The 22756-nt window shown below is 70.1% G+C and carries 17 protein-coding genes; 16 read left to right on the top strand and 1 reads right to left on the bottom strand.

Features of this window, described 5'->3' with window-relative positions:
• Window positions 1-53 precede the first annotated feature (53 nt).
• From EOV43_RS11000 to EOV43_RS10955, 10 genes are all read left to right on the top strand, one after another.
• Window positions 54-1307 (top strand): winged helix DNA-binding domain-containing protein, encoded by a 1254-nt coding sequence (locus EOV43_RS11000; protein WP_128221323.1) that lies wholly within the window; start codon window positions 54-56, stop codon window positions 1305-1307.
• A 60-nt stretch (window positions 1308-1367) separates the two neighbouring features.
• Window positions 1368-2081, top strand: coding sequence for a TIGR03936 family radical SAM-associated protein (locus EOV43_RS10995; RefSeq protein WP_128221322.1), 714 nt, complete (start codon window positions 1368-1370; stop codon window positions 2079-2081).
• A 363-nt stretch (window positions 2082-2444) separates the two neighbouring features.
• Window positions 2445-5969: an Rne/Rng family ribonuclease gene (locus tag EOV43_RS10990; RefSeq protein ID WP_128221321.1), complete on the top strand. Its 3525-nt coding sequence runs from the start codon at window positions 2445-2447 to the stop codon at window positions 5967-5969.
• A 242-nt stretch (window positions 5970-6211) separates the two neighbouring features.
• A complete protein-coding gene (gene rplU / locus EOV43_RS10985; protein ID WP_128221320.1) occupies window positions 6212-6514 on the top strand; it encodes a 50S ribosomal protein L21 in 303 nt (100 codons plus the stop codon).
• Window positions 6515-6547: 33 nt separating this feature from the next.
• Entirely contained in the window at window positions 6548-6802 is a 255-nt protein-coding gene (rpmA, locus tag EOV43_RS10980; protein WP_128221319.1) for a 50S ribosomal protein L27, read from the top strand.
• A 94-nt stretch (window positions 6803-6896) separates the two neighbouring features.
• Window positions 6897-8438, top strand: coding sequence for a GTPase ObgE (obgE, locus tag EOV43_RS10975; RefSeq protein WP_128221318.1), 1542 nt, complete (start codon window positions 6897-6899; stop codon window positions 8436-8438).
• Window positions 8435-9571, top strand: coding sequence for a glutamate 5-kinase (gene proB, locus EOV43_RS10970; protein ID WP_239022097.1), 1137 nt, complete (start codon window positions 8435-8437; stop codon window positions 9569-9571). Before obgE ends, proB begins: the two co-directional genes overlap by 4 nt.
• Window positions 9572-9665: 94 nt before the next feature.
• Window positions 9666-10853, top strand: a complete 1188-nt coding sequence (locus EOV43_RS10965) for a cysteine desulfurase family protein (protein ID WP_128221317.1) — start codon at window positions 9666-9668, stop codon at window positions 10851-10853.
• A complete protein-coding gene (gene mnmA / locus EOV43_RS10960) occupies window positions 10853-11950 on the top strand; it encodes a tRNA 2-thiouridine(34) synthase MnmA (RefSeq protein WP_128221316.1) in 1098 nt (365 codons plus the stop codon). Before EOV43_RS10965 ends, mnmA begins: the two co-directional genes overlap by 1 nt.
• Window positions 11947-13038, top strand: a complete 1092-nt coding sequence (locus EOV43_RS10955; protein ID WP_128221315.1) for a uroporphyrinogen decarboxylase/cobalamine-independent methonine synthase family protein — start codon at window positions 11947-11949, stop codon at window positions 13036-13038. The genes mnmA and EOV43_RS10955 overlap by 4 nt, the downstream gene beginning before the upstream one ends.
• Before the next feature lie 164 nt (window positions 13039-13202).
• Here the strand turns inward: EOV43_RS10955 and EOV43_RS10950 are convergent, their stop codons facing one another.
• A complete protein-coding gene (locus EOV43_RS10950; RefSeq protein ID WP_128221314.1) occupies window positions 13203-14897 on the bottom strand; it encodes an MFS transporter in 1695 nt (564 codons plus the stop codon).
• Window positions 14898-15020: 123 nt separating this feature from the next.
• On the opposite strand from EOV43_RS10950, the gene ligA reads away from it, so the two are divergent.
• The 6 genes from ligA to EOV43_RS10920 all read left to right on the top strand — a co-directional run bounded on the left by ligA (window position 15021) and on the right by EOV43_RS10920 (window position 22736).
• On the top strand, window positions 15021-17192 hold the full coding sequence (ligA, locus tag EOV43_RS10945) for an NAD-dependent DNA ligase LigA (RefSeq protein ID WP_378528781.1): 2172 nt from the start codon (window positions 15021-15023) through the stop codon (window positions 17190-17192).
• A gap of 99 nt (window positions 17193-17291) precedes the next feature.
• A complete protein-coding gene (gene gatC, locus EOV43_RS10940; RefSeq protein WP_128221312.1) occupies window positions 17292-17591 on the top strand; it encodes an Asp-tRNA(Asn)/Glu-tRNA(Gln) amidotransferase subunit GatC in 300 nt (99 codons plus the stop codon).
• The gene (gatA, locus tag EOV43_RS10935) at window positions 17588-19117 is read left to right on the top strand and encodes an Asp-tRNA(Asn)/Glu-tRNA(Gln) amidotransferase subunit GatA (RefSeq protein WP_128221311.1); all 1530 of its coding nucleotides are present in this window, start codon (window positions 17588-17590) and stop codon (window positions 19115-19117) included. Before gatC ends, gatA begins: the two co-directional genes overlap by 4 nt.
• Window positions 19114-20631 (top strand): Asp-tRNA(Asn)/Glu-tRNA(Gln) amidotransferase subunit GatB, encoded by a 1518-nt coding sequence (gene gatB, locus EOV43_RS10930; RefSeq protein WP_128221310.1) that lies wholly within the window; start codon window positions 19114-19116, stop codon window positions 20629-20631. Before gatA ends, gatB begins: the two co-directional genes overlap by 4 nt.
• A gap of 330 nt (window positions 20632-20961) precedes the next feature.
• Window positions 20962-22080, top strand: coding sequence for a prenyltransferase/squalene oxidase repeat-containing protein (locus tag EOV43_RS15460; RefSeq protein ID WP_164878700.1), 1119 nt, complete (start codon window positions 20962-20964; stop codon window positions 22078-22080).
• Window positions 22077-22736, top strand: a complete 660-nt coding sequence (locus EOV43_RS10920) for a hypothetical protein (protein WP_128221309.1) — start codon at window positions 22077-22079, stop codon at window positions 22734-22736. The genes EOV43_RS15460 and EOV43_RS10920 overlap by 4 nt, the downstream gene beginning before the upstream one ends.
• Window positions 22737-22756 lie beyond the last annotated feature (20 nt).

Here is a 22756-nt window from a genome sequence, read left to right as displayed (position 1 = left end):
TCACGTCGAGGTGCACGGGCGAACCCGTCGGGGGTGAGAGGCATGCTGGATCCATGCTCCACGTCACCGACGTCACCCGTCGTGCCCTGATCGCGGTCCGGCATGGGCTGGCCCCCGGCCACCGCCATCCTTCGATCACGGCCGCGACCGCCGTGATGACGGCCTGGCACGCCACCGAGGCTTACACGGTGCCGTTGGCCGTCGCAGCCCGTGTCGACGGCGTGGGCCTCACCGACGTCGAGCAGGCCCTGCACGCTGCCGACCCGGCCGAGCGCATCCTGGTGAAGCAGCTCGCGATGCGTCGCACTCTCTTCGCCTTCGACCGCGCCACCTTGCCTGCGGTGTGGGCCAGTGCCGCGTCCCGCACCGCGGCCACCCAGGCCGCCACCCTGTTCAAGGCACTCGTCGCCTCGGGCGTCACCGATGACGCCCAGCGTTGGTGGGACGAGGTCTCCGCCGTCGTGCTCGCCGAGGTGGCCCGCCGTGGCACGGTCAACGCTGCGGAGTCCTCGACGCTGCACCCCGACCTGTCACGACGCCTGCAGGTCGGCAGCGGGAAGTGGGCCACCGAAGTACCACTGGGTCCGCGGGTGCTGCTCGTCCTGGGAGCCCAGGGACGCCTGGTCCGCGCAGCCAACGAAGGCCACTGGCGGATCTCCCGTCCCCGTTGGGGAGTCACCGACGTGCTGCTCCCGCAGGAACGCGCGGAGGCAGCTCGGTGTGACGCACGGGCCGGGTACGCCGCACTGGTCCGCGGCTGGTTGGCCGGCTTCGGGCCGGGGACCGAGGACGACGTCGTCTGGTGGTTGGGAGCCACGCGCTCGGCGGTGCGCACGGCGTTCGCCGACGTCGGTGCGGTGCAGGTGAGGCTCGGCTCGACAGATGACTCAGACGGGGGAACCGTGGGCTGGGTCCTCCCTGACGACGGCCTCCTCGACTCCGGGGGTGGCGGATCGGCGGCGCCGGAACCGGGGGAGTGGGCGGCGCTGCTCCCGGTCCTGGATCCCACCGTCATGGGCTGGAAGGGACGCTCCCACTACCTCGACGACGCTGCCGTGGCCGCGCACTTCGACCGCAACGGCAACGCCGGGTCGACTGCGTGGTGGAACGGCCGCGTCGTGGGTTGCTGGGTGCAGGACGCTGACGCCACGGTCCGGGTGGTGGTCGACGAGCACCGTCACCGGGAGCTCCCGGCGACGGCCACGGCGGCGTTCGCGGTGGAGGCCGAACGCCTCACCGAGTTCCTCGGTGGCACCGTCATCAGTGGGGTCTACACGACCCCCGTGATGAAGGCGGCGCGCGCGTAGGCGAGCGCACGGGGTGAGGTCGAATCGGCTGCGGTGACCCGGCCGGGCTACCGTTGTCCGGTGCGCAACCAGCCCGAGCAGCAGGCCCCGCCCGTCCAGCGACTCCGTCTTCGCTACGCGAAGCGCGGACGCCTGCGTTTCACCAGCCACCGCGACTTCTCGCGCGCCTTCGAGCGCGCCGTCTTCCGTGCCCGGCTGCCCATGGCCTACTCCTCGGGCTTCAACCCGCACCCCCGCATCTCCTACGCCGGTGCCGCCCCGACCGGTTCGGCCTCCGAGGCCGAGTACGTCGAGATCGGTCTGGCCAAGGTGCTCGACCCGGCCGAGGTCCTCGCGCTGATGGACTCCTCGCTGCCGCCCGGTCTGGACGTCCTGGAGTGTGTGGAGTCGCCCGGTGGCGCGCTGCACGACCGGCTCCAGGCCAGCGTGTGGCGTCTGGACCTGCCCGGTGCCGGTGACATCTCCGCGGCCGTCGAGGCCTTCCTCGCCGCCGAGGTGATCGAGGTCGAGCGCATGACCAAGAAGGGCATGCGCACCTTCGACGCCCGTGACGCCGTGGTTGCGCTGCGCACCTACGTCGAGGGTGACGACGCCGTCCTGGAGACCCTCATCGAGCACCGTGAGCCGGCCGTGCGTCCCGACGACGTCATCAAGGCGCTCCAGACGGTCGGCGAGGTCGCTCCCACCGGTGCTGTTCTCATCACTCGTCTGTCCCAGGGCCCCCTGGACCGCGAGGCCGGCACCGTCGGTGACCCGCTCGCTGTCTCGTCCTGATCCCGCTCAGGGCCTCGGTGTGCGATACTGACGAAGATTGCCGTCGGCGGCGCGTTCGTCGACAGTGATCCGACGACGTTCTCGCCTGATCGGCACGACTGGTCAGGCACGCACTTCGGACGTCGACACCAGACCGCGACGCGGCCCGGGGGACCAGTGACAGAGGTACCCCACCGGCATCGGACGACCCCACAGGGACGTTCCGGTGAACGAGGGCCCGGCGACCGCGGAAGGTGTCGGTCAGACGTGGTGCGACGCACAGGCGGAGGGGTTGTCGCCACCGAAGGCTTTGCGTCCGACACCTGCACCGGGGTCGAGGCGTCCTGAACACGACCGGTGCCGTGCACCGGTCCGAGGAGCACCATGCTCGACGAGACCACCCCTGCCGAGGAATCGGCCACCATCACCACGAACGTCACCGAGGGCACTGCCCCGGAGAGCAGCGAGACCGCTCCGGCCAAGAAGGCTGCGAAGAGGGCTCCCGCCAAGAAGGCTGCTGCCAAGCGTGCGCCGCGCAAGACTGCCGCGCAGAAGGCTGCTGAGGCAGCTGCTGCCGCTGAGGCGGCTGGCGACGCTCCCGTCGACGCGCCGGCTGAGGTTGTTGCTGACGCTGCTGCCGAGGCCCCGGCCGAGAAGCCGGCCAAGAAGGCTGCTGCCAAGCGTGCGCCGCGCAAGACCGCTGCGCAGAAGGCTGCTGAGGCAGCTGCTGCCGCTGAGGCCGCCGCTGACGTGGCCGCTGAGGCACCCGCTGAGGCACCCGCTGAGGCACCCGCGGAGAAGCCGGCCAAGAAGGCTGCTGCCAAGCGTGCGCCGCGCAAGACCGCTGCGCAGAAGGCTGCTGAGGCAGCTGCTGCCGCTGAGGCCGCTGTCGACGCGCCCGTCGAGGCTCCGGCTGAGGTCGTTGCTGACGCTGCTGCTGAGGCTCCCGCCGAGAAGCCCGCCAAGAAGGCTGCTGCCAAGCGTGCGCCGCGCAAGACCGCTGCGCAGAAGGCTGCCGAGGCTGCCGCTGCCGCTGAGACCACTGAGGCGCCTGCTGCCGCCGAGACCCCCGCCACCACCGACGCCGTCGAGACCGAGGCTGCTGCCGACGAGTCCGGCACCCTGCCGCTCTTCCAGGCTCCCGAGCCGGTCAAGAAGAGCACCCGTCGTCCCCGCAAGACCGCCGCGCAGCGCGCCGCGGAGGCTGCTGCTGCCGCCGAGGCCGCCGCGCTCGAGGCTGCCGAGGAGGAGACCGACGAGGACGCCCTCGTCGTCGCCGAGGCCGACGCCGAGCCCACCGACGCCGAGTCCACCGACGAGGCCGCTGTCGACGCCGAGACCGCCGAGGCCGACGAGACCGACGAGGATGCTGCCGAGAACGACGAGGACGGTCAGCCGACCCGTCGTCGTCGTCGTCGTGGTGGCCGTCGTCGTCGCAAGTCCTCCAACGCCGAGAACGAGTCCGACTCCGACGCCGAGGGTGAGGGCGAGGCTGCTGCCGAGTCCACCGAGGCCGAGAAGCCCTCCGAGGACGCCGCCGACTCCGAGGAGGGTGCCGACTCCGACGCCTCCGAGGACGCCGACGGTGCTGGTTCCAGCTCGCGTCGCCGTCGTCGTCGCCGCCGTGCCGGTGACACCGAGGCCGGTGCCAGCGACGACCCGGAGAACACCGTCGTCCGCGTCCGTGAGGCCCGTGAGGCCCGCAAGGCCGAGGACCAGATCACCGCGGTCACCGGATCCACCCGTCTCGAGGCCAAGAAGCAGCGCCGCCGCGAGGGCCGCGAGGCCGGCCGTCGTCGTGCCCCGATCGTCTCCGAGGCCGAGTTCCTGGCCCGCCGCGAGGCCGTCGACCGCGTCATGGTGATCCGCCAGCGCCCCGACCTCACCCAGATCGCCGTCCTCGAGGACCGCGTCCTGGTGGAGCACTACGTCGCCCGCGAGTCCCAGACCTCGCTGATCGGCAACGTCTACCTCGGCCGCGTCCAGAACGTCCTGCCGTCGATGGAGGCCGCGTTCGTCGACATCGGCAAGGGCCGCAACGCCGTCCTGTACGCCGGTGAGGTCAACTGGTCCGCTCTGGGCCACCGTGACGGCCAGCCGCGCAAGATCGAGGCGTTCCTGTCCCCGGGCCAGTACGTCCTGGTCCAGGTCACCAAGGACCCGATCGGCCACAAGGGCGCCCGCCTCACCTCGCAGGTCTCCCTCGCTGGTCGCTTCCTGGTCTACGTCCCGGACGGCACCACCTCGGGCATCTCCCGCAAGCTCCCCGACACCGAGCGTGCGCGCCTCAAGACCCTGCTCAAGGAGATCGTCCCGGACTCCGCCGGCGTGATCGTCCGCACCGCCGCCGAGGGTGCCTCGGAGGAGGAGCTCACCCAGGACGTCGAGCGTCTCAAGGCCCGTTGGGAGGAGATCGAGCGCAAGTCCCAGAACAAGGGCTCCGGCGCGCAGCTCCTCTACGGCGAGCCCGACCTCACCCTCAAGGTGGTCCGCGACCTCTTCACCGAGGACTTCACCAAGCTCGTCATCGAAGGTGACGACGCCTGGGCGACCGTCCAGAACTACGTCGAGTCGGTTGCTCCCGACCTCGCCGATCGCCTGGAGAAGTACGAGCCGGCCGACGCCGCCTCCGCCGTCCAGGGCGACGTGTTCAGCGTCTACCGCGTCGAGGAGCAGATCGCCAAGGGCCTGGACCGCAAGGTCTGGCTGCCCTCGGGTGGTTCGCTCGTGATCGACCGCACCGAGGCCATGACCGTGGTCGACGTCAACACCGGCAAGTTCACCGGCTCGGGCGGCAACCTCGAGGAGACCGTCACCAAGAACAACCTCGAGGCCGCCGAGGAGATCGTCCGCCAGCTCCGCCTGCGCGACATCGGCGGCATCATCGTCGTCGACTTCATCGACATGGTCCTGGAGTCCAACCGCGACCTCGTCCTCCGCCGTCTGGTGGAGTGCCTGGGGCGCGACCGCACCCGTCACCAGGTCGCCGAGGTCACCTCGCTGGGTCTGGTCCAGATGACGCGCAAGCGCATCGGCACCGGTCTGCTCGAGGCGTTCTCCACCGACTGCGAGCACTGCCACGGCCGCGGTGTCGTGACCCACGCCCACCCGATCGAGGCGCGCTCCGGCGCGGCTGAGGAGGAGGGCCGTCGCGGCCGTCGCAACCGCAAGGGCGACAAGGGCCAGAACGAGTCCAAGCAGGACGCCAAGCAGAACGACGCCAAGCAGGTCGAGCCGAAGGCCGAGGAAGCCCCGGTCGCCGAGGTCGCCGTCGAGAACCAGGCTCCGGCTGCTGAGGTCCAGGGCGAGGAGAAGTCGGCCGAGCAGGGTGAGCGTCGTTCGCGCAGCCGCTCGCGTCGTCGTCGGGGTTCGTCCGCTGCTGCGGCCGAGGCCGGCCAGGACGCTCCCGCCCAGGACGCACCGGTTCAGGACGCACCGGCCCAGGAGCCCGCCGAGGCCGTGACCGTGGTCGAGGAGACCGCGCCCGCCGAGGCGGTCACCGAGGTCGCCGCTGAGGTCGTCGCCGAGCCGGTGGCCGAGGTCGTCGAGGAGCCCGTCGAGGCACCGGTCGAGGTCGTGGCCGAGGCTGCGCCCGTCGACACCGCCCCGAAGGTCGTCACCCGCACCCGTACGCGCCGTGGAGCGTCCCGTGGGGTCACCACCCCGTCGGTGCCCGCAGAGCCCGTCGTCGTCGCTGAGGCAGCTCCTGTGGCTGCCGCTCCGGTGATCGTCGCGGCGCCGGTCGTCGAGTCCCGCCCCAAGGTCATCACCCGGACCCGTGGTGGTGCTCGCACCGCTGTCCCCTCGACCCCGGCCCCCGAGGCCGTCGTCGAGGACTCCGAGGGTGATCACGACGAGCTCTCGATCGAGCACGTGCCGGTGAAGAAGAAGGGCGCTCGCAAGCGCTGATCCACCCCTGTTTCATCCCCGGGCCGCCTGCGGCCCAGCCGGGATGCGTGCCCGGTGGTGCGAGGTTTTGCACCACCGGGCCATGCACCCTAGTATTGATTCCCGGTGTCACTGACACCTTCCTGCGTGTATTGCGCTGATCCCTGGGAGACATCCCGCGGTGGTCTAAGCGCGGCGCGGGCGCCCAAGGTTTGCAGTTGTTGACGGGACTCGCTGGAGTCCGACGAGGAGAGTGAGTCGCGGTGTACGCGATCGTGCGCAGTGGCAGCAAGCAGCAGAAGGTTGCTGTCGGCGATGTCATCGAGATCGACCGGGTCGAGACCGCCGTTGGCGAGTCCGTCACCCTTCCCGTCGTCCTGGTGGTCGACGGAGAGAAGGTCACCGCGACCGGCCTCGACAAGGCTGCCGTGAAGGCCGAGATCCTTGGTGCTACCAAGGGCCCGAAGATCATCATCCAGAAGTACAAGAACAAGACCGGCTACAAGAAGCGCCAGGGTCACCGCCAGAAGTACACCCAGGTCAAGGTCACCGACATCACCCTCTGAGCCTTCGCGCCCGGATTCTCTAAGGACTGAAACATGGCACACAAGAAGGGTGCAGCCAGCACCAAGAATGGTCGTGACTCGAACGCTCAGCGCCTCGGCGTGAAGCGCTTCGGTGGCCAGGCTGTCAACGCCGGTGAGATCATCGTCCGCCAGCGTGGCACCCACTTCCACCCGGGTGCCGGCGTCGGCCGCGGCGGTGACGACACTCTGTTCGCGCTCGTTCCGGGCGCCGTTGAGTTCGGCAAGAAGCGCGGCCGCAAGGTCGTCAACGTCGTTCCCGGCGAGTGACCTAACCGTCACTGACACAAGACATCAGTTGAAGGGCGTCCCTAGACTTGGGACGCCCTTCGGCGTTTAAACCCCCCTTTTCAGGAGCACAACCATGGCTGTACCCACATTCGTAGACCGCGTGACCCTTCACGTCGAGGCGGGACGGGGTGGGCACGGTGTGGCCTCCGTGCACCGCGAGAAGTTCAAGCCGCTGGGCGGCCCCGACGGCGGCAACGGTGGTCCCGGTGGATCGGTGATCCTGCGCGTCGAGCCCGACGTCAGCACCCTGATCGACTACCACCACAGCCCCAAGCGCAAGGCACCCAACGGTGCCGGTGGAGCAGGCGACCACCGCAACGGTGCCCACGGCGCCGACATGATCCTCGGTGTTCCCGACGGCACCGTCGTCACCGACATGCAGGGCAACGTCCTGGCCGACATGATCGGCGTCGGCGCCGAGCTCGTCATCGCCCAGGGTGGCCGCGGCGGCCTCGGCAACGCCGCGCTGGCCTCGGCCAAGCGCAAGGCCCCCGGTTTCGCGCTCCTCGGCGAGGAGGGCGAATCCATCGAGATCGGCCTCGAGCTCAAGGTCGTCGCCGACATCGGCCTGGTGGGTTACCCCAGCGCCGGCAAGTCGTCGCTGATCGCCTCGATCTCCCGGGCCCGCCCGAAGATCGCCAACTACCCCTTCACCACGCTCGTCCCCAACCTGGGCGTCGTGCGTGCCGGTGACACCGTCATCACCGTGGCCGACGTGCCCGGTCTGATCGAGGGTGCTGCCGACGGTCGTGGTCTCGGCCACGACTTCCTGCGTCACATCGAGCGCTGCGCCGCGCTGGTCCACGTCATCGACACCGCGTCGATCGAGCCCGGCCGCAACCCGATCGACGACCTTGCCGCGATGGAGAACGAGCTCGCCCGCTACGGCGGCCTCGAGGACCGTCCGCGTCTGGTCGCGCTCAACAAGATCGACGTTCCCGACGGTTCCGACATCGCCGACATGGTGATCGAGGAGCTGCGTGAGGCCGGACACCGTGTGTTCCCGATCTCCGCGGTCTCCGGTGCCGGCACCAAGGAGCTCATCTACGCGATGGCCGAGATCGTCAAGGAGTCGCGCGTCGAGAAGCCGAAGGTGGCGCCGACCCGCATCGTCCTGCGCCCCTGGGCCATCGACGGTGGCGCCGACTTCGAGGTCGTCCGTTCGCCCGAGGGCTGGCGCGTGCGTGGCGAGAAGCCGATGCGTTGGGTCCGCCAGACCGACTTCTCCAACGAGGAGGCCGTGGGTTACCTGGCCGACCGCCTCACCCGCCTCGGTGTCGAGGCCGAGCTGCTGCGCCAGGGCGCGGAGGAGGGCGACGCCGTCCTCATCGGTACCGAGGCCAACTCGGTCGTCTTCGACTTCAAGCCGTCCATCGAGTCCGGAGCCGAGATGCTCGGACGTCGTGGAGAGGACGAGCGTCTCCGTGACGAGCGTCCCTCGGCCCACCGTCGTCGTGAGATCGCCGAGGCGATGGACGAGCGCGACGAGAGCGAGACCCGTGCCGACGTGGCGCGTCGTCTCGACCGTGAGATGCGCCCCGGTGTCGGCCCGATGTCCTACGTCATCGGTTCCGAGGACGACCCCGACTGGAACGAGAGCGACACCACCAAGTGAGCACCCAGGTCACCACCGTCACCGAGTTGCGCGAGGCCGTCCTGAAGGCCCGTCGTGTGGTCGTCAAGATCGGTTCGTCCTCGCTCACCGTCGACGGCGGTGGCCTGGCTCCCGAACGCATCCGGGAACTCGTCGACGTGCTCGCCGGTGTGCGGGCGCGTGGCGCCGAGGTCGTGCTGGTCTCCTCCGGCGCGATCGCAGCCGGTCTGGAGCCGCTCGGCATGACCGAGCGTCCCGCGAGCCTCGAGCTGCAGCAGGCTGCTGCCTCGGTGGGTCAAGGACTCCTGGCCCACCACTACCAGCAGGAGTTCGCCCGCCACGGCATCACCACCGGCCAGGTCCTCCTGACCGTGGACGACGTCGTGCGTCGCTCGCACTACCGCAATGCGGCGCGCACCTTCGACGCGCTGCTCGACCTCGGCGTCGTGCCGGTGGTCAACGAGAACGACACCGTCGCCACCTCCGAGATCCGTTTCGGTGACAACGACCGCCTCGCCTCGCTGGTGGCGCACCTGGTCCACGCGGACCTGTTGGTGCTGCTCAGCGACGTCGACGCCCTCTACGACGGTCCGCCGTCGCGCCCCGGCGCGCAGCGCATCGTCGAGGTCCGCTCCGCCGACGACCTCGGGGGAGTGGAGATCGGTTCGGTCGGGTCCAAGGTCGGCACCGGTGGCATGGTCACCAAGGTGCAGGCCGCCCGGATCGCGACCGGCGCCGGCATCCCCGTCGTCCTCACCGCCGCCCCGCTCGCCGCCCAGGCGCTGGCCGGCGAGACGGTCGGCACGTTCTTCCACCCGACCGGACGTCGTCGTCACCTGCGTCTGCTCTGGCTGGCCCACGCGAGTGAGACCAAGGGCACGCTGACGCTGGACGCCGGTGCCGTGCGCGCCGTCGTCGAGCGCGGTGCGTCCCTGCTGCCGGCCGGTGTCACCGACGTCGACGGCGACTTCGGTGCCGGAGACCCGGTCGACCTGATCGCGCCTGACGGTGCCGTCGTCGCGCGTGGTTTCGTCCACTTCGACGCTGCCGAGATCCCCGGTCTGCTGGGACGCAGCACCGCCGACCTGCGCGAGACCCTCGGCGAGGAGTACGAGCGCGAGCTCGTCCACCGCGACGACCTGATCCTGCTCTGAGCCGAATCCACCCCACGCACGTCACGAGCCCCGGTGCTCGCCCGCTCCGCAGGAGTACGGGCCAGCACCGGGGCTCGCGTACTCTTGGGAGGCGATGAACAGCGTCAGTGCACCTACCGTCTACCTCGACCACGCAGCGACCACCCCGATGCTGCCCGAGGCGATCGAAGCCATGACGGCGGAGATGACCAAGGTGGGCAACGCCAGTTCCCTGCACGGTGCCGGACGGGCCGCGCGCCGCGTCGTCGAGGAGGGCCGTGAGGCCATCGCCGGCGTCCTCGGCTGCCGCCCCGGCGACGTGATCTTCACCTCCGGTGGCACCGAGTCCGACAACGTCGCGCTCAAGGGCATTCACTGGGCCCGCCACTCCGCCGCCCCGGCCCGCCGCCGGATCCTGGCCAGCGCCGTCGAGCACCACGCCGTCCTCGACCCGCTCGAGTGGCTCGCCAAGGAAGCCGGTGCTGAGCTGGAGCTCGTCCCCGTCGACGAGCACGGCCGTCTCGACCTGGAAGCCTTCGAGGCCAGCGTCGAACGGGATCCGGGTTCGGTCTCGCTGGTCACCCTGATGTGGGCCAACAACGAGGTCGGCACCCTGCAGCCGGTCGCCGAGGTGGTCGCGATCGCTGACCGCCACGGCATCCCGGTCCACACCGACGCCGTCCAGGCCGTCGGGGCGGTCCCGGTCGACTTCGCCGCGAGCGGTGTCGACTCCCTCGCCTTCACCGGCCACAAGCTCGGTGGCCCCTACGGCATCGGTGCGCTCGTCGCCCGCCGTGACCTCCGCTTCACCCCGCTGTTGCACGGCGGTGGACAGGAGCGCGGGATCCGTTCGGGCACCCTCGCCCCGCCCGCTGTGGCCGGTTTCGCCGCCGCCGTCACCACTGCGGTGGCCCGTCAGGCCGAGCACGCCGCCCGGGTCTCCGCGCTGCGTGACGACCTGGTGCGTCGGGTGATCGAGGTGGTTCCCGACGCGCACCTGCACGGCGACCCCGTGCACCGTCTGCCCGGCAACGCTCACCTGGGGTTCCCCGACTGCGAGGGCGACGCGCTGCTGATGCTGCTCGACGCCCAGGGCATCGCCTGCTCCACCGGATCGGCCTGCTCGGCCGGGGTCCCGCAGCCCAGCCACGTCCTGCTGGCGATGGGACGCGATGCCGCCGAGGCCCGGCACTCCCTGCGCTTCACTCTCGGCCACACCTCGACGTCGTCGGACGTCGACGCGGTGGTCGCCGCCATCGGGGCCGCCGTCGAGCGTGCCCGCAACGCCTACCGGAGGCACTGATGAGGGTTCTGGCAGCCATGTCCGGCGGAGTCGACTCCGCCGTCGCCGCAGCACGCGCCGTCGAGGCCGGTCACGACGTCACCGGCGTCCACCTGGCGCTCTCGCGCAACCCCGCGTCGTACCGATCGGGTGCCCGCGGGTGCTGCACGATCGAGGACTCCAACGACGCCCGTCGGGCTGCCGACATGATCGGGATCCCGTTCTACGTCTGGGACATGTCCGACGAGTTCCACGAGAACGTCGTCGAGGACTTCATGGACGAGTACGCAGCCGGACGCACCCCCAACCCGTGCCTGCGGTGCAACGAGAAGATCAAGTTCGCCGCCGTCCTGGATCGTGCCCTCGCGCTCGGTTTCGACGCCGTGGCCACCGGCCACTACGCCCAGTTGGAGACCGGCGCCGACGGCCTGATCGAGATGCACCGCGCCGTCGACCACGCCAAGGACCAGTCCTACGTGCTCGGCGTCCTCACCCAGGACCAGCTCGCGCACTCGCTCTTCCCGCTCGGTGACTCCACCAAGCCCGACGTCCGGATCGAGGCCGAGCGCCGCGGGCTGCTCGTGGCCGACAAGCCCGACAGCCACGACATCTGCTTCGTCGCCGACGGCGACAACGCCGGGTGGCTCAAGGAGAAGCTCGGCGACCGCGCCCCCAACGACGGCGGCGACATCGTCGACGACGTCACCGGTGAGGTGCTCGGCCAGCACGAGGGCACCGTCGCCTACACGATCGGTCAGCGCAAGGGTCTCAAGATCGGCCGCCCCGCGCCCGACGGCAAGCCCCGCTTCGTCCTCGACATCGAGCCCGTCTCCGGCACCGTCCGGGTCGGTGCCCGTGAGCGTCTCCGGGTCGAGGCGATCGAGGCCGACCGGGCCCGCTGGTGCGGCACTGTCCCCACCCGCCTCGAAGGCACCGTGCAGCTCCGCGCCCACGGCGACGAGCACCGAGCCACCGTCGTCACCGACGGCGAGAACGTCTCCGTCGAGCTCCACGACCACGCCTTCGGCATCGCGCCGGGCCAGGCCGTCGTGATCTACGACGGTTCCCGCGTGGTGGGTTCGGCGACGATCACCTCGACCCGTCGCGTGGACGCATGAGTCTGCTCCTGCCCGGTCAGGACTTCGACGCCGCCGAGGTGGCCGTCGAACCGGTCCGGTTCGGTCCCGCCGCCACCGGCATCGGCTCGATGCCCGGGGGAGCGGTGCTCAACGCCGAGACCGAGAACGCGGTCCTTTACACCGAGGCCGTCAAGGCCGTCATGGGGCTGCTGCCCGACGTCGCGCACCTGCCCGAGATGCCGGGGCGTGGAGCGGCCGCCGACATGGTGGGCCGCTCGCTCGCCCTCGTCGCGGAACTCTCCGCCGACCTCCAGCCCGCGGGCTGGCGCCTGACCGGCATCCACGCCACCTCCGGCGTCGACCAGCGTCGGGCCCGTTCGCTCGTTGGCCAGGACCTCGACACCCTCGAGGAGCACGCCCAGGGGTTCGACGGGGTCTTCAAGGTGCAGGTCGCCGGACCGTGGACGTTGGCGGCCACCGTCGAACGTCCCGGCGGAGACAAGCTGGTCGCCGACCACGGTGCTCGCCGAGACCTCGCCCAGGGTCTCGCCGAAGGACTGCGTGACCACGTCGCCGACGTGCGTCGTCGGGTGCCGTCGGCGTCCCGGATCGTGGTGCAGGTCGACGAACCCGCCCTGCCGGCGGTGATGAACGCCCGCGTCCCCACCGCGTCGGGGTTCGGCAAGCACCGCACCGTGCACCCGCCCGAGGCCTCGGCCCTGCTCGAACACGTCCTCGGTGCCGTCACCGACGCTGGCGCCGAGGCCTGGGTGCACTCCTGCGCTCCCGGTGTCGACTGGTCGCTGCTGCGCGGCGCCGGAGCGACCGGCCTGCTCACCGATCTCTCGATGCTCGACGCTGCTGCGTTCGAGCCGCTGGCCGAACACGTGGAGGCCGGCGGAGTGCTCGGCCTCGGCGTGCTGCCCACCGTTGCCCCGGCCACCGACCCCGGTGACCGTCCGGTGGTGGAGAAGGTCATGCGGTGGCTCGACATGATCGGATTCGACCCCGAGGAGGTCGCCGACCGCGTCCTCGTCACCCCGGCCTGCGGCCTCGCCGGTGCCAGCACCGCGTGGGCTCGACGAGCCCTCGAACTCTCGGTCTCGACCGCAGCCAACCTGCGCTGACGCCGCCCTGCCAACGGGGACGTCATAGGAATCCGGGGTCCTGGCCCTGAAAAGCCATGACGTCCCGCACCGAAGGGCGCGGGACGTCATAGGAATCGATTGCCCCCACCCCGGATTCTTATGACGTCCGGGAGCGGAGCGGGTGGATCAGACGTGCCGAGAGGTCAGGCCGGAGCGTCGACCGGGGTCTCGTCGTCGGTGGCAGCCCCGGGGCGCTTGGCCTGGCCGAGTTCGTGCGGCTGGACGCGCATGAAGGAGACCATCACGATCGAGGCCAGGATCATCAGCCCGGCTGCGGCGACGAACGCTGCGGTCGCGCCCTCGGTGTAGGAGGTCTGGAACAGGACGGCGTCGAGGTAGCTCTGGCCGGTGCCGGGGAGCGGGGCGTCGGGGTCGATGCCGGCCTGCTGCAACAGCGCCGTGACGGGGCCGGTGACCTCGTCGTTGCGGGCGTTGATGAAGTGCAGGCTGATGGTGCTGAGCAGGCCCAGACCGAAGGCGCCACCGATCTGGGTGACGGTGTTGAGGACCGACGAGCCGACGCCCTGGTCCTCGGTCTTGACGTTGTGGATCGCGGTCAGCGTCATCGGCACGAACACCATGCCCATGCCCACGCCCATGAGGGCCAGGAACGGGAAGAGGTCGGTGACGTAGGTGAAGGAGTCCGCGCCGACGGTGAGGCCCTGGGCGAACTGCGCGACGGCGTGCTCGGGAGAGTCGTCGACGGAGTAGCGGGAGAAGCCGAAGAGGCCGCAGGCCGCCAGCAGGGTTCCGGCGCCGGTGATCCAGCGGATCGAGTACTTCGCGACCAGCTTGGAGGAGGCGATGGTGCCGATCATGACCGACATCGAGAACGGCAGGAACGCGAGTCCGGCCTTGAAGGGCTCGAAGCCGACGATGCGCTGCACGAACTGGCCGTTGAAGTAGAACATGCTCATCATCGCCATCGAGGCGAACAGCATCGCGGCGAACGAGGTGCCGCGGGTGCGGTCGGCGATGATGCGCAGCGGCAGCAGGGGGTGCTTGACGGTGCGCTCGATGACGATGAACGCGACGAGCAGGGCGATGCCCACCAGGCCGAAGGTGATCGTCTGCGGGTGCGTCCAACCGCCGTCGGCGTCACCGGCCTTGGTCAGGCCGTAGACGAGGGAGAACATGCCGAGCGTGACCGTGAGGGTGCCGGCGATGTCGAGGGGGTTGCGGTTGCGGTCGGACTCACGCAGCCAGCGCGGTGCGAGCAGAGCGGTGATGATGCCGATGGGCGCGTTGATGAGCAGCGTGAGGCGCCAGCCGGTGACGTCGACCAGACCGAAGATCGACTCGATGCCGGTCAGCCAGCCGCCGAGCAGCAGACCCATCGCGGCACCGATGCCGGACATGCCGGCGTAGATGCCCATCGCCTTGTTGCGCTCGGGGCCGGCGGGGAAGTTGGTGGTGATCAGGGCCAGTGCGGCGGGGGAGGCCAGTGCGGCGCCGACGCCCTGGAGTCCACGGGCGGTGAGCAGCATCCAGCCCTCGGTGGCGAAACCGCCCAGGAGGGAGGCCCCGGCGAAGATCCACAGACCGATGGTGAAGGTGCGTCGTCGTCCGAGCATGTCGCCGAGACGACCGCCGAGGATGAGCAGGCCACCGAAGGTGAGCGCGTAGGCGGTGACCATCCAGGTGAGCGCGGACTGGCTCAGGCCGAGGTCGCGGGCCACGTGGGGCAGGGCGATGTTGGTGATCGTGCCGTCCAGGACCAGCATCAGCTGGACGACGGAGATCAGGACGAGCGCCTTGCGCAGGCTGACGCCAGCGGCGCCGGCACCGCCCTCAGGCGTGGACGCAGCGGGCGCTGTGTCGGGGGTGGAGTTGCTCATGGGGTCCTCACGGCAGGGCTGGACAACGTGCACCGGAAAATATACGACCTCTCACTCGGTTACGGGTCGGTACTGCTCGGCCGTGGGCAGGGTCACCCGCGCCGAGCGTGCGTCGCGCGGCCGCTGCTGAAATCGTCGGCGCCAACAGGCAGGATGGAGCCCATGCAGAACGCCGACGCCGAGCCCGCTGCTGCGCTCGATCCCGCCCTCGTCCAGCAGCACGAGGCACTGGTGGCCCAGATCCGGGCCGCCGACGCCGAGTACTACGACACCGACGTCTCCGAGCGCTCCAGCTCGATCACCGACGCCGAGTACGACGCGCTCATGCGAGAGCTCAAGGCTCTCGAGGCGGAGCACCCGGAGCTGCAGACGGCCGACTCCCCGACGCAGCGGGTCGGCGGAGCACCCCTGACGGGTGGTCCGTTCGCCTCCTACGACCACCTCCAGCGCATGGAGAGCCTCGACAACGCGTTCGACGACGACGAACTCGCCGCCTGGTACGCCCGTGTCGTCAAGGACTCCGGGATCGCCACGCCGCCGCTGCTCTGCGAGGTCAAGGTCGACGGGCTCGCGATCAACCTGCTCTACCGTGACGGTCGCCTCGAGCGTGCGCTGACCCGCGGCAACGGCACCACCGGCGACGACGTCACCGCCAACGTGCTCACCATCGCCTCCATCCCCGAGGTGCTCACCGGCACCGTCGAGCACCCGGTCCCGGCCGTGGTCGAGGTCCGCGGCGAGGTCTTCATGGCCAAGGACACCTTCCGCAAGGTCAACGCCGCCCGCGTCGAGAACGGCGAGGACGAGCTGGCGAATCCGCGCAACGCCGCAGCCGGTGGCCTGCGCCAGAAGGACCCGGCCAAGACTGCCGAGCGTCACCTCGACATGGTCTGCCACGGCATGGGGTTCCGGGAGGGGTTCGAGCCCGCCTCACAGTCCGAGGCCTACGCGGCGTTCAAGGCGTGGGGTCTCCCCGCGTCCACCCGCGCCACCGTGGTCCCCGACCTCGCAGGAGTGCGTGAGTTCATTGCGTACTACGGCGAGAACCGCGCCGAGGTGGAGCACGAGATCGACGGCGTCGTGGTCAAGGTCGACTCCGTCGCCGTCCAGCGCCAGCTCGGCTCCACCAGCCGCGCGCCGCGCTGGGCCGTGGCCTGGAAGTACCCGCCCGAGGAGGTGCACACGCTCCTGAAGTCGATCGAGGTCAACACCGGCCGCACCGGACGTGTCACCCCGTACGGCGTCATGGAACCGGTCCAGGTGGCGGGCTCCACCGTCGAGATGGCGACCCTGCACAACTTCTACGAGGTCAAGCGCAAGGACGTCCGCCCCGGCGACGTCATCGTCCTGCGCAAGGCCGGCGACGTGATCCCCGAGATCCTCGGGCCGGTGCTGGTCGAGGGTCAGGAGCGCCCGCCCGAGTGGGTCGCTCCCACCCACTGCCCCTCCTGCGGCACCGAGCTGGTGGAGAAGAAGGCCGGGGACAAGGACCGGCGCTGCCCCAACCACCAGTCCTGCCCCAACCAGTTGGTCGAACGCGTCGAGCACGTCGGCGGACGCGGTGCCTTCGACGTCGAAGGCCTGGGGTGGAAGGCCGCCAAGGCACTGCTGGATGCGGGCGTTCTCGTGGACGAGGGCGATCTCTTCGCGCTCACCCCGGACGACCTGCTGCGCACCAGCCTCTTCACCCGGGGCCCGAAGAAGGGCGAGGAGGGGCCGCAGGTCACCGAGAACGGGCTCAAGATGCTCAAGAGCCTGGAGGAGCGCAAGAGCGTTCCGCTGTGGCGCGTCATCGTCGCGCTCTCGATCCGCCACGTCGGACCCACCGCGGCCCGCGCCCTGGCTGCGGAGTTCGGCTCCCTGGACGCGATCCGCGCTGCCGACGAGGAGACGCTGGCCCAGACCGAGGGCGTCGGCGCGATCATCGCCGCCTCGGTGCGCGAGTGGCTCACCGGCGAGGGGGCGGAGTGGCACGTCGGCATCCTCGACAAGTGGGCCGCCGCCGGCGTGCGCACCGAGGACGAGCAGGACGAGTCCCTCCCGCAGACCCTGGCCGGCCTGACGATCGTGGCCACGGGTTCTCTGGAGAACTTCTCCCGCGACTCGGTCAAGGAGGCGATCATCTCCCGCGGCGGCAAGGCGTCCGGCTCGGTGTCGAAGAAGACCGACTTCGTCGTCCTCGGCGCCAACGCTGGCTCCAAGGCCGCCAAGGCCGAGGAACTCGGACTCCGCACCCTCGACGAGGCCCAGTTCGTCACGCTGCTCGAGGGCGGCCCCGACGCCCTCGAGGCCTGAGGCCCCACCACTGCACGTGCTCGGGGCCAGACGGAATCCGGCTCCGCGCACCCACGCGCCTAGAATCGCAACGTACCGACAACACTGAAGGACGGCTGCATGCCTGAGATCACCAGGGAAGAGGTCGCCCACCTGGCGAACCTCGCCCGGATCGACCTTTCCGACGCCGAACTCGACCACATGGCTCCCCAGCTCAACGTGATCCTCGAGTCCGTCGCCTCGTTCAAGGACGCGGTGGGCGACGACGTCGTTCCGACGTCGCACCCGATCCCGCTGACCAACGTCTTCCGTGAGGACGTCGTCAAGCCGGGTCTGACCGCCGAAGCGGCTCTCGCGATGGCTCCGGCCTCCGAGCAGCAGCGCTTCATGGTTCCGCGCATCCTGGGAGACGAGCAGTGAACAACTGGATCACCAAGACCGCCGACGAGCTGGCCCAGGCCCTCGCCGCCGGCGAAGTCACCTCCGTCGAGCTGGTCCAGGCCCACCTGGACCGCATCGCCGCCGTCGACGGCAACGCCGACGCCGGCCTCCACGCCTTCCTGCACGTCGACGCCGAAGGAGCCCTCGCCCAGGCGAAGGCCTCCGACGAGCGCCGTGCCGCCGGCACCCCCGCCTCCTACCTCGACGGCGTGCCGATCGCGGTCAAGGACGTCCTGGCCACCCAGGGTGTCCCGACCACCTGCGCGTCCAAGATGCTCGAGGGCTGGATCCCGCCGTACGACGCGACCGTCGTGGCGAAGATCAAGGCCGCCGGTCTGCCGATCATCGGCAAGACCAACATGGACGAGTTCGCGATGGGTTCCTCCACCGAGCACTCCGCCTACGGACCCACCCGCAACCCGTGGGACCAGACCCGCATCCCCGGTGGCTCCGGTGGTGGCTCGGCCGTCGCCGTCGCTGCCTACGAGGCCCCGCTGGCCCTGGGCACCGACACCGGTGGCTCGATCCGTCAGCCCGCAGCCGTCACCGGCTCGGTCGGCGTCAAGCCCACCTACGGTGGCATCTCCCGCTACGGCCTCGTCGCCATGGCGAACTCCCTCGACCAGGTCGGCCCGGTCTCCCGCACCGTCCTGGACTCCGCGCTCCTGCACGAGCTCGTCGGCGGCCACGACCCCCTCGACTCCACCTCGCTGACCGACGAGCCCACCGGCTTCGTCGAGGCCGCGCGTGAGGGCGCCAAGGGCGACCTGACCGGTCTCAAGGTCGGTGTCATCACGGAGCTGCAGGGCGACGGCTACCAGCCCGGCGTCATGGCTCGCTTCACCGAGTCGCTCGAGCTGCTCAAGGCTGCCGGTGCCGAGATCGTCGAGGTCTCGTGCCCCAACTTCACCCACGCCCTGGCTGCGTACTACCTGATCATGCCGTGCGAGGTCTCCTCCAACCTGGCGAAGTTCGACGCCATGCGTTACGGCCTGCGCGTGACGCCTGCGGGCGACCCGTCCGCCGAGGACGTCATGCGTGCCTCGCGTGCCGCCGGCTTCGGTGACGAGGTCAAGCGCCGCATCATCATCGGCACCTACGCCCTCTCCTCGGGCTACTACGACGCCTACTACGGTCAGGCCCAGAAGGTCCGCACCCTGATCCAGGCCGACTTCGCTGCCGCCTTCGAGCAGGCTGACGTGCTGGTCTCGCCGACCGCGCCGACCACCGCGTTCAAGCTGGGCGAGAAGCTCGACGACCCGGTCGCGATGTACCTCAACGACCTCGCGACCATCCCCGCCAACCTCGCCGGCGTCCCGGGCATCTCCCTGCCCAACGGTCTCGCCGACGAGGACGGCCTGCCGTCCGGCTTCCAGATCCAGGCTCCCGCCCACTCCGACGCCCGCCTGTACAAGGTCGGCGCCGCGCTGGAGGCACTGCTGGAGAAGGGCTGGGGTGCCCCGTTGCTCTCCCAGGCTCCCGAGATCGAGGAGGTCCGCGCATGAGCGCCGCACCCGTGAAGCTGATGAGCTTCGAGAAGGTTCTCGAGAACTTCGACCCGGCGATGGGCCTCGAGGTCCACGTCGAGCTGAACTCGAACACCAAGATGTTCTGCGCCTGCCCCACCGAGTTCGGTGCCGAGCCCAACACCCAGGTCTGCCCGGTCTGCCTGGGTCTGCCCGGTGCGATGCCGGTCGTGAACGTCAAGGGTGTCGAGTCCGCGATCCGGATCGGTCTCGCGCTCAACTGCGAGATCGCCGAGTGGTGCCGCTTCGCGCGGAAGAACTACTTCTACCCGGACATGCCGAAGAACTTCCAGACGTCCCAGTACGACGAGCCGATCGCGTTCGAGGGCTTCATGGACGTCTCCATCGAGGGTGCTGACGGCCAGCCCGAGATCTTCCGCGTGGAGATCGAGCGCGCCCACATGGAGGAGGACACCGGCAAGTCGCTGCACGTCGGTGGCGCCACCGGCCGCATCCAGGGTGCCGACCACTCGCTGGTCGACTACAACCGCGCCGGCATCCCGCTGATCGAGATCGTCACCAAGCCGATCATCGGCGCCGGTGAGCGTGCTCCGGAGATCGCTCGCGCGTTCGTCGGTCAGCTCCGCGACCTGATCGTGGCCCTGGGCGTCTCCGACGCCCGCATGGACCAGGGTTCGATCCGTGCCGACGTCAACCTGTCGCTGGCTCCCAAGGGCGAGACGAAGCTCGGTACCCGTTCGGAGACCAAGAACGTCAACTCGCTCCGCTCGGTCGAGCGTGCGGTCCGCTACGAGATGCAGCGCCACGGCGCCATCCTCACCGCGGGCGGTTCGATCCTTCAGGAGACCCGTCACTGGCACGAGGACACCGGTGTCACCACGTCGGGTCGCGAGAAGTCCGACGCCGACGACTACCGCTACTTCCCCGAGCCGGACCTCGTCCCCGTCGCGCCGTCGCGCGAGTGGGTCGAGGAACTGCGTGCCACGCTGCCGGAGAACCCGACCGTGAAGCGCAACCGTCTCCAGATCGAGTGGGGCTTCTCCGACATGGAGATGCGCGACACCATCGGTGCCGGTGCGTTCGGCCTCGTCGAGCAGACCGTCGCGGAGGGTTGCGCCCCGCAGGCCGCTCGCAAGTGGTGGCTCGGTGAGCTCGCCCGTCGTTCCAACGAGGACGGCGTCGAGATCTCCGAGCTGGGCATCACCCCGGCCGACGTCGCGAAGATCCAGAGCCTCGTCGAGGCCAAGACGATCAACGACAAGCTGGCCCGCAAGGTCATCGAGGGCATGCTCGCCGGTGAAGGCACGCCGGAAGAGGTCATCGAGAAGCGCGGCCTGGCCGTCGTCTCCGACGAGGGCGCGCTCTCCGCGGCCGTCGACAAGGCGATCGAGGCCAATCCGGGCGTCGCGGACAAGATCCGTGACGGCAAGGTGGCCGCTGCCGGTGCCCTGATCGGTGCCGTCATGAAGGAGATGGGCGGGCAGGCTGACGCCGGTCGCGTCCGCGAGCTGATCATCGAGAAGCTCTCCTGAACTGACGCCCCACCGTTCACGCGACGCTCGTCGCAGCAGTGAGCACGGACACCCGGACCGCCCCGCGGTCCGGGTGTCCTCATTTCCTGCGCGCGGAGTTACCCTCGTGGGGCACCATTCAGAAGCACCCAGCATCAACACGCCCGTGGCGGAGAAGCCGGTCGAATCCCGGCGCTGACCCGCAACCGTAGACGGTCCCTTCTCGCAAGGGGCCGTGAGCCGGACCGCACGTCACGGGACGTTCCGAACCAACGCTGTCGAGGAAAACGGCGAGTTCGACCCCGGGACAGGCCCGTGGGCGTCCTCCGCCGTCGCAGCGGAGAGGACCTCATGAAGAACTTCCTGACCCCACGCCCCGTCGTGCTGGCGCTCGCTGCTGCCGCACTGGCCGCCACGTCCCTGGCTGGCTGCTCGTCGCAGGACGACGACGCCGCGGCGGGCAGCACGGCCGCAGCATCCGAGACCGCCGCGTCGTGGGTTCTCGACGAACTCAACGACGGCTCGCTCCTCGAGGTCACCTCCTCGTGGGAGGGCGAGACCAGCACCAACGTCGACCTCGGGGGCAGCATCGACCTCGTGCTCGCGCTGGACGCCGTCGAGCAGGCCGCCGACCGGAGTGCGAAGATCACCGACGCCGTCGCGGCAGACCTCGCCACCTACGTCGGTGCTGGCACCGAGATCTACTCCGGCGCCTCCGCCAAGGCACTCGTCCTGGCCCTGTCCCAGGAACGCGATGCGACTGACTTCGGCGGCCTCGACCTCGTCGAGCGGGTCGAGTCCACCGTCACTCGCGAGGGAGAGGCGCAGGGACGCATCAGCGACTCCTCCGAGTACGGCGACTACGCCAACACCCTGGGTCAGGCCTACGCCGCCGCCGGCCTCACTCTGGCCGGCAGCCCCCTGGCCGACGACGCCGTCGACTTCCTGCTGGACCAGCAGTGCGAGGCCGGCTTCTTCCGCCTCGACTTCGCGGCAGCAGACGCCGCCGAGCAGGACTGCGACGCCGCGGGCGACCTCGGCGACCAGGCGGCCGACGTGACGGCGATCGTCGCTGTCCAGCTCGCCGCCGTCGCCGAGAAGGCGTCCGACGACGTCTCCGAGGCCCTCGACGACGCCCGCGCCTGGCTGGTCTCCCAGCAGGCCGAGGACGGTTCGTTCGCCGACCCCGAGAACGGTGTCAACGCCAACTCCACCGGTCTGGCCGGGTGGGCGCTGCGTGACCTCGGCGCCACCGCCGAAGCAGACAAGGCCGCCGCGTGGTTGACGGGCCTGCAGATCACCGAGGGGGAGAGGGGCAAGCTTGCCGACGAGATCGGTGCACTCGCCTACGACACCGCGGCACTGGAGGCCGGTCGTGAGCACGGCATCACCGACCCGCTCGACCGCACCCAGTGGGTTCGCGTCGCTGCCCAGGTCGTTCCGGCACTGAGTGCACCGGCGGCGAAGTGACTTTGCTGCTTCACCTGCGTGCGCTCGCGCTCGCCGTGGTGCTGACGGCGAGCACGCTCACCGTCGGTGCCCACGCGGCCGACCCCGGGACCGGCGGAGCGTGCGCCGCTGACGGCGTCCGCGTCCTGGTCGACTTCGGAGCCCTCAGCGACCCTGACGGCCCCGAGGGTGTACCCGGCCGCCTGACCGCGTGTGACGACGACGTCGCTGGTGAACGCGCCGACCGCAGCATCGTCGATGCCGGTGTCGAGCTGACGTGGGCGTCCCGCTCGCCCGGCTTCGTCTGTCGGGTCCAGGGTCTCCCTGCCGACGACGCGTGCGTCAACGCTTCCCCCGCCGACGCCTACTGGGCAATCTGGTGGGCTGCCGCCGGTGACACCGAGTGGGTCTACTCCGCCCAGGGACTCAGTTCGCTGCGCACTCCGCAGGGCGGAGCCGTCGCTCTGGTCTGGCACACCGGGCGCGGGCGTGCCTCGTCGCCGGACGTCAGCCCGGCCGACCTCGCCACCGCTGCCGCCGACCACACGGTTGCCCCGGAAGGGACCGACGTCAACGTCGACGAGGGCCTGCCCGTCTGGGTGCCGGTCGTGCTGATCGTCGTCGTGGCCGGTGTCGGCGGCGCCGTCGTGGTCCGTCGACGCAAGGCACAGGCCTGACCCGATGACTCAGACGAACA

The sequence above is a fragment of the Nocardioides yefusunii genome (assembly GCF_004014875.1).
In the GTDB taxonomy this organism is placed as follows: domain Bacteria; phylum Actinomycetota; class Actinomycetes; order Propionibacteriales; family Nocardioidaceae; genus Nocardioides; species Nocardioides yefusunii.
The sequence above is the reverse complement of the archived record's forward strand: the minus strand, read 5'-3'. Positions and strand labels throughout refer to the sequence as shown.